Here is a 12,537-nt window from a genome sequence, read left to right on the forward strand (position 1 = left end):
GGGTGAGAGCATGAGCGTCCAACTGGTTGAGGAACGCCGCTACGACCAAATCATGAAGGATCGTGTCCTTCCTGACCTGGCCTCCTGTCGCAGTGACGGATGGATGATCTCCCATGACGGCGGCGAGGACGGGGGAACCCTCCTGGACAAGGCCCATCTCAGCGGCGTGGACCCCTCCCGGCTTCTGCATTACGTTTGCTATGACAGGACGCTGTTCCGCAAGGGTGCGGTGGAGTCCGGCTCAGCTCGTGTGCGCGGGGCCGCGATCATCTCCTTCGGTTTTTCGGAATTCGCCGACAAGTACCAGGAGATGGCCTGGTACTTCCTGATGCAGGGGTACTCCGTCTGCGTTCCCGAGCATTGGGGGCATGGTTTCTCCGGCCGTGGTGTGAACGATCCCAGCCTGATCTGGGTGGATCATTGGCAGCGGTATGTGGCGGATCTGGCCGCCTTCTGCTCCCAGGTGGGCCAGCAGTATGCCCAAGACGAGCCCATGGTGCTCTATGCCCATTCCATGGGCGGCGGCGTGGCTGCGCGGATGCTGGAAACCTTCCCCTCCCTCATCGACAAGGCGGTCCTGTCATCACCCATGATTGCGCCGCGGACCGGGTTCATGCCTTCGGTGGCCTGGACGGCAACAAACGCCGCCTGCATGATGGGCCGCTCGCGCAGCATGGTTCCGGGGTTTGGGCCATTCCGTCCCGAGCTGGACATGGGCAAGTACCCCAATGGCAGCCAGGCGCGGGTGGCCTGGGCCCATAAGTTGCGGGCCCAGGAACTGCACTACCAGACCAGTGCCGCCACCTTCGGCTGGGTCAGGGAGAGTCTGGAGATGAGCCGGGCCATACTGCGCCCCAACCGGTGCAGTCGAGTGGAGACCCCTCTGCTGCTTTTCCAGGCCCAGCCCGACCGGTTTGTGCTGCCGATGCCCCAGAACCGTTTTGTCGACCAGGTCCAGCAGGGCGGCTGCCAGGCTAAGCTGGTGCGAATCCCGGACAGCATGCACGAGCTCTACCAAATGCCGGACAAGGTCCTGAGGCCTTACTTGGAACGCATCTTCGACTTTTTCGACCAGCCTTGGCAGCTCGCTGACGACCGCTGATCAGATGCCAAACGTACGATCCTACTTGTTGAGCACCTTCTGCGGATCGGCGTCGAAGGTATCGACGCAGTTCTGCGAGCAGAAGTAGTAGGTCTTGCCCTGGTAGTCGCGCTTGGCTGCAGCTGTGTCGGGGTCGATGGACATGCCGCAGACCGGGTCGGTGACCTTCTCTGCCGCTGCCTGATCCTGCTGCATGTCGTCATGATGATGGAAGAGTCCCATCTCGTTTCCTTTCTCTTGGTTGTGTTCTTGGTGTGTGGAAATACTGAGGTCCCTGGTCAGGGTATCCATGTCGATTGGCTCGACCTCCTTGACCGGCCTGGCTTTTAGGGGCGTGTGCCGCAACCTGTTGGCGTTGAGCACCACCGACAGGGAAGAGAATGCCATGGCCGCCCCGGCGATCATAGGGTTGAGCAGGAGGCCGATGAAGGGGTAGAGCACCCCGGCGGCGATGGGGATGCCCAGCCCGTTGTATCCGAAGGCGAACCAGAGGTTCTGGTGAATGTTGCGCATGGTCGCAGCAGAGAGGTCAATGGCCTTGACGGCCGCGTTCAGGTCGCCCGAGACCAAGGTCACGTCGGCGGACTCGATGGCCACGTCCGTACCGGTGCCGATGGCCATGCCCAGGTCGGCCTGGGCCAGGGCCGGGGCGTCGTTGATGCCGTCGCCGATCATGGCCACCTTGTGCCCCTGAGCCTGAAGGGCCTTGACGATGCTCGCCTTGTCTTCAGGGTGGATCTGCGCAACCACCCGGGTGACACCCACCTGCCCCCCGACCTGTTCGGCAGTGCCCTGGTTGTCGCCAGTCAGCATGATGGTCTGGATGCCGCGCTCGTTCATGTCGTGGATGGCCTGCTTGGAGCCGGACTTGACCTGGTCGGTCACGGCCAGGACTCCGGCAAGCTCGCCGTCGATGGCCACGAAGATGCTCGTACGGCCCTGGCCCTCCCAGCCGCGGGCGGTGTCGAAGAGGGATTGCGCGCCTGCCTGGTCTGACGTTTCGCTTTCCAGCTCGATTCCCTTGTCCTCGAGCAGCTTGCGGTTGCCGACAAGGACATGCGAGGTGCCCTTGCATCCTTCGAAGGATCCGGAGGGGAAGGTTGCATCGATGCCTGCCCCGGTGACCGAATCGAAGTCCTTGACCGGGACCAGCTTTAGATTGCGGCCCTTGGCAGCCTGGACGATGGCCTGGGCCAGGGGGTGTTCTGAATCGCTCTCGGCGCTCGCGGCCGCTCTTATTAGCAGGTCCTCATCCATTCCCTGCACGCTCAGGGCATCAGCCAGTTCAGGCCTGCCTTGGGTGATGGTGCCGGTCTTGTCGAGGACGATGGTATCGATGTCATGTGCTCCCTGCAAGGCTTCCGCCGATCGGTAGAGCACTCCGGCACGGGCGCCGCGTCCGGTGCCGATCGTCACGGATAGTGGAGTGGCCAAGCCCAGGGCACAGGGGCAGGCGATGACTAGGACGGAGACCGCCGCCACGATTCCATATACTCCGCGTGGCATGGGGCCGAAGGCCCACCAGGCCACGAAGGTCCAGAGCGCCACAAGAATTACCCCGGGGATGAAGATGGACGATATTCGGTCGGCCAGCTTCTGGATGGGTGCCTTGGAGGTCTGAGCCGTCTTGACCAGCCGGATGATTTGGGCCAGAACCGTGTCCTGCCCTATCTGGGTGGCCCTGTAGCGCAGAGAACCTGTGCTGTTGACGGTGGCTCCGACGAGGGAATCGCCCTCCTGCTTGAGCACGGGCATGGGCTCGCCGGTCACCATGGATTCGTCCACAGAGGATGATCCCGAAATGACCTGACCATCCACCGGCAGCTTCTCGCCCGGATGGACCTGAATCACGTCTCCGACGGCCACATCATCGACGGCGATCTCCTGGGTGGCCTCCCTGCCGTCCTGGTCGGTCCTCACCACGGTGGCTGTCTTGGGCCTCAGTCCGACAAGGGCGCGGATGGCATCACCAGTGCCGCGCCGGGCCCGTGCCTCCAGGATCTGGCCGAGGATCATCAGCGTGATTATGGTGCCCACGGCCTCGTAGTAGGGTTCGCGGCTTCCCTCAGGCAGCAGTTGCGGGGCCACAGTGACCACCAGTGAGTACAGGAAGGCCGTGGCAGTGCCCAGGGCAACCAGGGAGTTCATCTCCGGTGCCCGGTGTGCCAGCGCCAGCCATCCGGTGCGGTGGATGGGCCAGCCCGAATAGAACATCACTGGCAGTATCAGGACCAGCTGGACCCAGGGGTTCATCAGAATGTGGGGCATGGGCAGGAACATGCCGAACATGGCCGGAATGAAGACCGGGAGCGTGAAGACCAGGGCCACGATGAATCGCCTGGTCAGATCGCGGATTTCTGCCGTACGCTCCTTATCCGCCTCGTCCTGGTCGCTGCCGCCATTGGCTTGAGCGGGCTTGGCGGATTCTGTCTGTGGTGAATGCTCGTCTTGCGACTGGCTGCTTCGTGCTTGTTCGGATTGTGCCTCGGCACTGACGGTCGTCGGTCCATCGGTGGCCCGGAGCATCCCGTGAAGCATGTTCATCCCACAGGCGAAGGGGTAGTCGCCGGCCTTGGGTGGGGTCAGCTGGACAGTCGAGGTTTGGAAGGCGGGCAGGGTCTTGTCGATGTTGAAATCGTTGAAGACCACGTGCGAGGAGCATTCCCCGCTCTCCTGGCGGTCGAAGACCAGCTTGACCGGTCGCCCGGCCTGAACCTGGATCAGCTGGGGGCTGTATCCGCCCTTGACTGTGATGTGGACGGTCTGGATGCCGCCCTCATCCTTGGCTTGGGTGGCCTTTCTGGGCGCGAAGAAGTACCAGATGATGCCCGCCGTGATGACCAGGGCTGCGACAAGGACCAGGATGCTGCTCATGTGGTCCACTATACCCCCCTGGGGTATACTGATAGTGGATTTCGAGACGGGTTTCATGGATTCGGGTCGGTCCCGGCTCCGCCATGCAGACCATGGGATGACTAGGAATGGAGTGGATCTTGCCCGGATATGCCAACGACAAAAAGCGGACCATCACCAGACTCCGGCGTGTCGAGGGTCAGGTCAGGGCCATTGAGCAAATGGTGGAGTCGGACGCCTATTGCATCGACATCCTCACTCAGATCGCCGCCTCGACCAGCGCCCTGAAGTCAGTGGCCCTGACCCTGCTGGACGACCATATGAACCACTGTGTCCGCGAGGCTGCCGAAAAGGGAGGCGAGGAGGCCGACGAGAAGATGGAGGAAGCCTCTGAGGCCATCGCCCGCCTGGTCCGCTCTTGACGACCCTCGTCAGGCAGGCCTAATCCGCCCCGGAATAGCAGTCCATAAGCAATGAGTATAGGCATTCTTCCGGGAATCGCTGGATTTCCGTCTCTCTCCTGTTAGATTGAACCCCAACCCCGGGCCGTCCGGTCCTGGGGAGGAGAGATCGATGAGGGAGAGGCAATGTCGGAAACGAGTTGGGATTGGGCGGCCCTGATAGTGGTCGTCATTCTCTTTGCAGGGCTGGCCCTGCTGAGCAGGAAGACCAAGGTCAACTTCAGTTGGCGGGTCATCATAGCGACGGTGTTGGGAATCCTGGTGGGTGTGGGCTTCTCCGGTCACACGACCTATGCGGGAGCGTTCGGCAACGTCTGGTCCGAGGTCATTTCGGCCCTCGTGGTGCCCCTCCTGCTCTTCAGCATCATCGCCAGCATCAGCCGTATCGGCGGGTCTGGTCGGTTGAAGAACATCAGTCTGAAGACCATCGTTCTGCTCCTGGTCAACACCTTCACGGCAGCCGTGATCGCCCTGATTCTGGGGCTGCTCTTCCAGGTCGGCAAGGGGTTTAACCAGGCCCTGCCCAAGGGGGCCAAGCCCCACGAGGTGCCAGGAGTACTCGATACTTTGGTCGGTCTCTTCCCATCGAATCTGGCGGAAAACTGGGCCCAGAACCAGGTCATTCCTGTTGTGATCTTCGCCATCCTCCTGGCGGTCTCCTTGAACAAGGCCGCTTCGACCCCGCGCGGTGAGCAGAGTGTGGCCCCCTTCAAGGCTTTCGTGGAAGCGGGCAATGTAGTCCTGTCCAAGGCCACCCAAATCGTGATTGGCTTCACCCCCTATGCGGTCCTCTCGCTGATCGCCGCTGCCATCGGTCGCAGCAACCTGAAGAGCCTTCTGCCCCTGCTGGCTGTCCTCTTGGTGGCTTACCTGGGTCTGGCTATTCAGCTCTTCCTGGTCCAACCTCTGATTCTGGCCCTGGTCGGCCGGGTCAATCCTCTGCCCTTCTTCCGCTCTCTCTGGCCGGCGGGCGTGGTGGCCTTCACCTCCGAGAGCAGCATCGGCACCATTCCTGTCACAGTCCGTCAGTTGCGCTCAGCTGGTGTCCCCGAAGAGACGGCTTCCTTTGTGGCCAGTCTGGGAGCCAATCTGGGTATGCCCGGATGCGCTGGGCTCTGGCCTGTTCTTCTGGCGGTCTTCGCCATCAATGCTCAGGGGATTCCTTACTCCCCCCTGCGTTTCGCCCTCCTGATCGTCTTTGCTCTGGTGGTTTCCGTGGGAACGGTGGGCGTGCCCGGCACAGCCACAATCACCGCCACCTCTCTCTTCACGGCGGCTGGCCTGCCCGTACCCTTCATCGCTATCATGCAGCCTATTTCCCAGCTGGTTGATATGGGCCGCACGCTGGTAAACGTGGCTGGTGCCGCCAATACAGCAGTCATCGTGGCCAGGACCGAGAATGAGCTGGACCTCGATCTTTACCAGGGCCGCAGGGTCTTCGACGACCAGGACATCGAAGCAGGCGAGGAGACGCAACAGTCAGGCGACTAGGCCCGGATGCGTTCCATCCCTGCGCACATCAGCAGGAAGGCGCCCACCCCGTGCATGTCGTTGATGCTGGTGGGACGCTGGCAGTATTCCTCATAGCTGCCGGGGCCCGTTCCTACGCAGATGTCACCGATGACGAGGTCCTCTCCCTGCCACTCAAGGCTCTTTATGACCCCCTCATACCCCTTGTTGGCCGCTTTCAGATAGGCCTTGTCCAGAATGCCTTGGTCTACGGCCTTGCAGATGGCGGCCACGAAGAGACATGTGCAGGAGTTCTCAGGCCAGTTGCCCTCTCTGCCGACCTTGTCGAGAACCTGCCACCAACGGCCGTCCGGCCCCTGATGTCGGCAGACGGCGGTCAGCAGGTTGTGGACCAGGCTTCGCAGATCCTCGCGGCCCGGGTGGTCCTGCGGAATCTGGTCGAGTTCATTGACCACTGCCATAGGCACCCAGCCGATAGACCGCCCCCAGTATTCGGGCGAGAGGCCTGTTACGGGGTCGGCCCAGGGCTCCTTCCGATCGGGATCATAGGCGTGCCGCCAGAGCCCGGTTCCGGGTATGCGGGTTTTCTTCTGCATCAGGAGGGCCTGTCTGATGGCCTCGTCCACCAGATTCCTGCGTCCGAAGCGGATGCCGTATTCCACCATGATGGGGCCGCCCATATAGAGCCCGTCCAGCCACATCTGCCGCGGTGCTCCATCGTTGTGCCAGAATCCGCCCTCGCCGTTCTTCGGATAGGCTTCAAGGTCGTCGGCCAACTGGTCCAGGGCGGTCTTGTACCGGGGGGATCCGAAATGGTCATAGAGAGGGAAGAGGAGGATGCCTGGCTGAATGTCGTCCAAGCATACGGGATCGTGGTTGAGCACGTGGCCCTGGCCATCCATGTTGGATTCGATCCAACCCCTTATGTACTCCAGATAGGATTCGTCATTGTTGATCAGGTAGGTTTGGTGCACCCCAGACAGGAGGACGCCCTGATGGTAGTGGAAATGGCGGATCGGCGGCAGGTCGGCCGGGTTCGGATACGTGCGGCGGAGTGTGTCGACCGCTGCCTGGGCATACTCGAGGGGTGTTGACGGGGTCTGAACCATGGTGCCTTCCTCGTTGATGGGCTGGTTTCATTGGATATCCTACTATTGTGCAGTCCGGCCGTCCCCCCTGGAATTTCGGTCCGGAATGCGGGGAAGACGAGGTTGAAAGCGCCTGCAACTTTCTTGTTGCAAAACTCTTCGCCTGATATTTTGAAGGCAATCCAGCGGTGGTGCCGTTTGGCCGTAGGTCTGCAGATACGGCGTACTCTACGTAGTTTCCGCGAGCGCAACAGTCGGTGATGAGGAGGTCATCATGGCAGGGTTCTCCATGTCGAGATTCTCTCTGAATGGGAAGGTGGCCTTGGTGACTGGCGCCGTGTACGGAATCGGGTTTGCAATAGCCGCCGCCCTGCATGAAGCGGGCGCAACTATCGTTTTCAATGCTTCAAGGCGCTCATCGGTGGACAGGGGGACCCAGGCCTACAGGCAGGCAGGTATCCCAGCCCGGGGCTATGTCTGCGACGTGACCGATGAGGATGCCGTCACTGACATGGTCGGCCGGATTGACAGGGAGGTCGGCACCATCGATATTCTGGTCAACAATGCCGGCGTCATCAAGCGGATCCCCATGCTGAACATGACTGTCAAGGACTTCCGCAAGGTGGTGGATGTGGACCTCATCGGGCCTTTCATAGTTTCCAAAGCCGTCCTGCCGGGGATGATCGAGCAGGGGCAGGGGAAGATCATCAACATTTGTTCGATGATGAGCGAGCTGGGGCGGGAGACCGTTTCGGCCTATGCGGCCGCCAAGGGCGGATTGAAGATGTTGACCCGCAACATCTGTGCGGAATACGGCGGGGCCAATATTCAGTGCAATGCCATCGGACCTGGCTACATCGCCACCCCGCAGACCGCGCCTCTGCGTGAGCGTCGGCCCGATGGGTCCAGGCAACCCTTCGATCAGTTCATTGTTTCGAAGACCCCTGCAGCCCGATGGGGCGATCCCTCGGACCTTCAGGGTCCTGCAGTCTTTCTGGCCTCGTCGGCCTCGGACTTCGTCAACGGGCAGGTGCTGTATGTTGATGGCGGCATTCTGGCCTATATCGGCAAGCAGCCTCAGTAAGGACGGGAGCCAGAAGCTTCCGGGCTATCTGGCCGAGGGGATGCAGGGGTTCAGACGGGCGATGAAATCAATCAGTGATGAGTGAGAGTAGGCGGAATATGAAAGTAGCGTTGATCAACGAGAACTCGCAGGCCTCGAAGAACGCCCTGATTTTCGCGACCTTGAAGGAGGTCTGTGACCGGAAAGGGCTTCAGGCCTTCAACTATGGCATGTACGGCAAGGAGGGGGAGAGCCGGCTGACCTATGTACAGAATGGCCTGCTGGCTTCGATCCTGCTCAACAGCAAGGCGGCTGGTTTTGTCATCAGCGGGTGCGGAACCGGTCAGGGGGCTATGACGGCCCTGAACAGTTTCCCTGGCGTGGTCTGCGGGTTGGCTGTGGATCCGACTGACGCCTACTTGTTCAGCCAGATCAATGGGGGCAATGCACTTTCCATTCCCTTCGCCAAGGGGTTTGGATGGGGAGCCGAGCTGAACCTGAAGCTGATTTTTGAGCGTCTCTTTGCCGAGCCAGCCGGTGGCGGCTACCCCAAGGAGCGTGCAGTGCCGGAGCGTTGCAACGCCGGAATTTTGCGTGATGTAAAGAATCAGATCTGCCGTTCGTTGCCGGAAGTGCTGGAGCGGATTGACCAGGGCTTCCTTAAAGAGACCATTTCCGGCGAGCATTTTGCAGAGTACTTCATGGCCAATGCAGAGGATGGAAAGATCAAGGAGATGATTGCTGCCCGCCTGTGAAGCCGCTTGGCCGGCCAAGATGCAACAAGACGCCGTCGACGGAGAAAGCTCCTTGTCGACGGCGTCTTGTTTCGTGCGAACGGAGGGAGTTGAACCCTCACGAGCATCAGCTCACTGCCACCTGAAGACAGCGCGTCTACCATTCCGCCACGTTCGCAGACATCTGGAAAGGTTAGCACGGTTGTCTGCGCGGCGCAATAATGGCGTGTTGGTTCAGCCCTTGGATCCGTGGGCGTAGAACCTGGTCAAGGTCTCCTTCTTGTACTCGTCGAAGTAGCCGCCGTCGATGGACTGGCGGATTTCGTCCAGCAGCCTCACGAAGAAGCGTTCGTTGTGGATGGTGGCCAGCGTGTAGCCGTTGAGCTCATGGGCTCGAAGCAGATGGTCGATGTAGGCCCGGGAGTAGTGGGTGCAGGTGTAGCAGTCGCAGTCCTCCTCGATGGGTCTGAAATCAGCCTTGAACTGGGCGCGCTTGATGTTCCAGCGGCCGTCACGGGTGAAGACGGCTCCGTTGCGGCCGCAACGGGCGGGGGATACGCAGTCGAAGGTGTCTCCGCCGTTCTCCACGCCGGCAAAGATGTCGTCCACAGCCGCGATGCCCAGCACGTGCCTGGGGCGGGGTTCGGGCATTTCGTCGCAGATCCAGGCGCAGGTCTGCCCCAGCAGCCGTTTCTCTATGGCGCCTCCGATGCCCACGCCGTCGAAGTCCAGGGAGGCGATCTGGCGGGCCGCGCGCCGTCGCAGATCCTCGTAGTTGGCCCCTTGCACCACGCCGAACAGGGCCTGGTAGGGCTTGCCGGTCCGCGTCTGGGTCAGCCTGCGATGCTCGTCCACGCAGCGTTTGGCCCAGCGGAAGGTGCGCTCCACCGACTGCTCCTGGTAGGTGCGGGTGTTCATCAGGGTGGTCAGCTCGTCAAAGGAGAACATGATGTCGGCTCCGATGCGGTGCTGGATGCCCATGGAGATTTCAGCCGAGAAGCGGTGTCGGTCGCCGTTGAGCGGGGATTTGAAGGTGACCCCGTCCTCGTCCACGAAGGCCAGGCGCTCCTTGCCTTCAGCGATCACCTGGTCTGACTTCATGCCGGTCACATCCATAGCCAGGGTCTTCTTGAATCCCGCCCCCAGCGAGAGCACTTGGAAGCCGCCCGAGTCGGTGTAGGTGGGGCCGTCCCAGTTCATGAACCGGGCCAGGCCTCCAGCTTGGTCCAGGATGTCAGGGCCGGGGCGTTCGAACAGGTGGAAGGCGTTGGCCAGAAGGACCTGGGCGCCCAGCTGCCGCATCTGCTCGGGCAAGACGGCCTTCATGGCCGCCTGGGTGGCCACGGGAATGAATGCGGGGGTGTGGATGTCTCCGTGAGGAGTGTGGATGATGCCGGTGCGGCCGTAGCGGCGGCCATTGCGTCCCAAGCCTTCCGGGCTGTCAGGCAGGCGGGTCAGGGTCTCGAATGAGAAAGCGGCACGGTCGCCGGGTCGGCCCGGTGCGGCTCCCAGCGGGTTGGTGATCAGGCTCATGGCTCCACTGTATCCAAGACATCCAACCGTCCCGCTGCCGCCCTGTGTATAGTCGATGTGACTTTCATCCAATGTCCAGACAACATTCAGCCTTTCGGCCCTAGACTTAGAAGCAATGCATGCGAGGATCCGCTTCGCCTGTTAGCCGGAAACAGCAAAAGCGCGGGCGACGGGGTAGATTGACAAGCGTGACCGAATAGCAGGCAGCGGCATCGATCCGAAGGAGCAGAAATGGCTGAAGAGCATAAGGCCGACCCTTGGAAGGGCGGCGATGACGGTCAGTCCTGGCAGCCAAGCCACATCGAGCGCGGGGCCGCCGATCAAGAGCAGGAGACGGGAACTTCCGCGGACCAGACCGGCTCTGCTCAGGTCCCCGCGCCAGAAGAAGGGGACCAGAGGCCCACGACACCTATTGCCATGCCTGGTGGCAATGCACGGCCCGCGACTACAGAAAATGCGTCGAATGACAGTAGCGGCACCGGGACCTCAGCCTCCGCCTCCGGTGGCTCGACTGCGGGGCAGGATGCACAGACGCAGCAGCAGCCTTACTATCGGCCAGCGCCCGAGTATGGTGCTTATGCTCCCGCAGGCTCGCGTCCACCTGCCAACAATCAGGGTCAGCAGCAGTCCAGCCAGCAGTCCAACCAGGGGTATGGCTCTGGTCCTCGGCAGGGCTTCTTCGGACAATATGGACAGCCAGGCCAGTTCGGTCAGAATGGCCAGCCTCGCCAGAATGCCGGTCAGAACCCCCAGGGTGGCCGACCCGCCAGCCAGGGGCCCTTCGTGCCCTTCGGAACTGGCGGCCCCAACGGTCGGCCCGGTCCTGCCAACAATGCCGGCAGCAGCATGAGCGGCACGGGCAAGTACGTCTTTACCGCCGTGGTGGCCGCCCTGGTGGCCGCAGCCCTCATGCTGGGCCTGGGCTGGGCGGCTCTGTCCAACGGGTGGATCACCCTGCCCTCGTCCTCCTCGCTCAGCGGGGTCTCCTCTAACTCCTCGGGCCAGGGCACGGCCAAGGTCGAGGGCGGGCAGGCTCCTGACTGGCAGGGCATCAGCAAGCAGGTCTCCGAGTCCGTGGTCTCCATCCAGGTGCAGACCAAGAGCGGGGTCGGGGCCGGATCGGGCGCGGTCTTCGACACCCAGGGCCATGTGGTCACCAACAACCACGTGGTCGATGGCGCCCAGGAGATCCATGTCACCCTCTCCAACGGGCAGATGTACACGGCCAAGGTTGTCGGTACCGACACCACAGCCGATCTGGCCATCCTCAGCCTGGATCAGGCGCCTTCCGACCTGAAGCCAGTGAAGTTCGCCGACTCCGAAAAGCTGGCCGTGGGCGAGAACGTCATGGCCATTGGCAACCCCCTGGGCTACGAGAATACGGCCACCACTGGCATCGTCTCGGCTCTGAACCGCCCGGTCTCGGTCATGGACGAGAGCAATAACAACCCCATCGTGACCAACGCGGTCCAGCTGGATGCGGCCATCAACCCCGGCAACTCGGGCGGCCCCACTTTCAACGCGGCCGGTGAGGTCATCGGGATCAACTCCTCCATTGCCTCCATGGCCTCCTCCAAGTCTGAGGCAGGGTCCATCGGCATCGGATTCGCCATCCCATCCAACCTTGTCAAGCGGATTGCCGATGAAATCATCAAGGACGGCAAGGCCAAGCACGTCTCCCTGGGGGTCACCATCCAGAGCAGCACAGCCCAGGCCGACGGGGTCACCCGCGGCGGCGCCAAGGTCACCAATGTGGTTTCAGGTTCCCCGGCGGACAAGGCCGGCATCAAGGTCGGCGACACCATCGTGGCCTTCAATGGCCATGCCGTCAACAACAACTACTCCCTGCTGGGCTTCGTCAGGGCTGCCGCTTTCGGTGACTCGGTCAAGATCACCGTGGTGCGCGACGGCAAGACCGCCGAGGTGAATGCCACGCTTGACAGCGAGGAGCAGAACGTCCAGGGCAAGCCCAGGACCAACAGGAAGAACTCGGACGGCAGTGGCCAGGACGGTGGCTCCGACCAGGGCGGTTCGGGCGATGACGATGACTCCATGGATCCCTTCCGCTTCTTCTTCGGGCAGTGATCCGGGACTGAACCCAGGGGCCGCACCCGTCACATGGCGGGTGCGGCCCCCTGTCGTTTCCGCCATCCATCACTGGCTCTGGCGCGGTATAGGCTTGATGTGCAAGAGGACAAGAGAGCTGTAATCCGGCTGCGGTCGACGGATCGAC

Annotated in this window: 9 protein-coding genes and 1 tRNA gene; 6 read left to right on the forward strand and 4 right to left on the reverse strand. The window is 61.8% G+C overall.

The genetic code is table 11. The features are described 5' to 3' along the window. Window positions 1–10: 10 nt before the first annotated feature. Entirely contained in the window at window positions 11–1,102 is a 1,092-nt protein-coding gene (locus GYM67_RS00400; RefSeq protein WP_220236632.1) for an alpha/beta fold hydrolase, read from the forward strand. A gap of 21 nt (window positions 1,103–1,123) precedes the next feature. Here the strand turns inward: GYM67_RS00400 and GYM67_RS00405 are convergent, their stop codons facing one another. Then, the gene (locus GYM67_RS00405; protein WP_220236633.1) at window positions 1,124–3,976 is read right to left on the reverse strand and encodes a heavy metal translocating P-type ATPase; all 2,853 of its coding nucleotides are present in this window, start codon (window positions 3,974–3,976) and stop codon (window positions 1,124–1,126) included. 119 nt (window positions 3,977–4,095) lie between these two features. Between GYM67_RS00405 and GYM67_RS00410 the strand changes: the two genes are divergently transcribed. Together GYM67_RS00410 and GYM67_RS00415 are read left to right on the forward strand one after the other, a co-directional pair. Then, window positions 4,096–4,377: a metal-sensitive transcriptional regulator gene (locus tag GYM67_RS00410; RefSeq protein WP_258561508.1), complete on the forward strand. Its 282-nt coding sequence runs from the start codon at window positions 4,096–4,098 to the stop codon at window positions 4,375–4,377. 165 nt (window positions 4,378–4,542) lie between these two features. Next, window positions 4,543–5,907, forward strand: coding sequence for a dicarboxylate/amino acid:cation symporter (locus GYM67_RS00415; protein ID WP_220236635.1), 1,365 nt, complete (start codon window positions 4,543–4,545; stop codon window positions 5,905–5,907). Here the strand turns inward: GYM67_RS00415 and GYM67_RS00420 are convergent. Continuing rightward, on the reverse strand, window positions 5,904–6,995 hold the full coding sequence (locus tag GYM67_RS00420) for a glycoside hydrolase family 88/105 protein (RefSeq protein WP_220236636.1): 1,092 nt from the start codon (window positions 6,993–6,995) through the stop codon (window positions 5,904–5,906). The two genes, GYM67_RS00415 and GYM67_RS00420, sit on opposite strands and share 4 nt — an antisense overlap. Window positions 6,996–7,248: 253 nt before the next feature. Here GYM67_RS00420 and GYM67_RS00425 point away from each other — a divergent pair, with 253 nt between their 5' ends. Further along, the gene (locus GYM67_RS00425) at window positions 7,249–8,058 is read left to right on the forward strand and encodes a gluconate 5-dehydrogenase (protein WP_258561509.1); all 810 of its coding nucleotides are present in this window, start codon (window positions 7,249–7,251) and stop codon (window positions 8,056–8,058) included. Between the two features lie 98 nt (window positions 8,059–8,156). Beyond that, window positions 8,157–8,792 carry an RpiB/LacA/LacB family sugar-phosphate isomerase gene (locus GYM67_RS00430; RefSeq protein ID WP_220236637.1) on the forward strand — a complete coding sequence of 212 codons (636 nt, stop codon included), beginning with the start codon at window positions 8,157–8,159 and terminating at the stop codon, window positions 8,790–8,792. A gap of 74 nt (window positions 8,793–8,866) precedes the next feature. Here GYM67_RS00430 and GYM67_RS00435 read toward each other — a convergent pair. Together GYM67_RS00435 and tgt are read right to left on the reverse strand one after the other, a co-directional pair. Beyond that, window positions 8,867–8,949 (reverse strand) — tRNA-Leu (locus tag GYM67_RS00435). Between the two features lie 56 nt (window positions 8,950–9,005). Beyond that, window positions 9,006–10,304: a tRNA guanosine(34) transglycosylase Tgt gene (tgt, locus tag GYM67_RS00440; RefSeq protein ID WP_220236638.1), complete on the reverse strand. Its 1,299-nt coding sequence runs from the start codon at window positions 10,302–10,304 to the stop codon at window positions 9,006–9,008. Between the two features lie 231 nt (window positions 10,305–10,535). On the opposite strand from tgt, the gene GYM67_RS00445 reads away from it, so the two are divergent. Further along, window positions 10,536–12,389: a S1C family serine protease gene (locus GYM67_RS00445; protein ID WP_220236639.1), complete on the forward strand. Its 1,854-nt coding sequence runs from the start codon at window positions 10,536–10,538 to the stop codon at window positions 12,387–12,389. Window positions 12,390–12,537 lie beyond the last annotated feature (148 nt).

Source organism: Bifidobacterium asteroides, assembly GCF_019469425.1.
Lineage (GTDB): Bacteria > Actinomycetota > Actinomycetes > Actinomycetales > Bifidobacteriaceae > Bombiscardovia > Bombiscardovia asteroides_I.

Bases quoted from the DNA above. Each gene is read 5' to 3' on its own strand.
- GYM67_RS00400 (WP_220236632.1), top strand. From the start codon at position 11: ATGAGCGTCCAACTGGTTGAGGAACGCCGCTACGACCAAATCATGAAG.
- GYM67_RS00405 (WP_220236633.1), bottom strand. From the start codon at position 3,976: ATGAGCAGCATCCTGGTCCTTGTCGCAGCCCTGGTCATCACGGCGGGC.
- GYM67_RS00415 (WP_220236635.1), top strand. From the start codon at position 4,543: ATGTCGGAAACGAGTTGGGATTGGGCGGCCCTGATAGTGGTCGTCATT.
- GYM67_RS00420 (WP_220236636.1), bottom strand. From the start codon at position 6,995: ATGGTTCAGACCCCGTCAACACCCCTCGAGTATGCCCAGGCAGCGGTC.
- GYM67_RS00425 (WP_258561509.1), top strand. From the start codon at position 7,249: ATGGCAGGGTTCTCCATGTCGAGATTCTCTCTGAATGGGAAGGTGGCC.
- GYM67_RS00430 (WP_220236637.1), top strand. From the start codon at position 8,157: ATGAAAGTAGCGTTGATCAACGAGAACTCGCAGGCCTCGAAGAACGCC.
- tgt (WP_220236638.1), bottom strand. From the start codon at position 10,304: ATGAGCCTGATCACCAACCCGCTGGGAGCCGCACCGGGCCGACCCGGC.
- GYM67_RS00445 (WP_220236639.1), top strand. From the start codon at position 10,536: ATGGCTGAAGAGCATAAGGCCGACCCTTGGAAGGGCGGCGATGACGGT.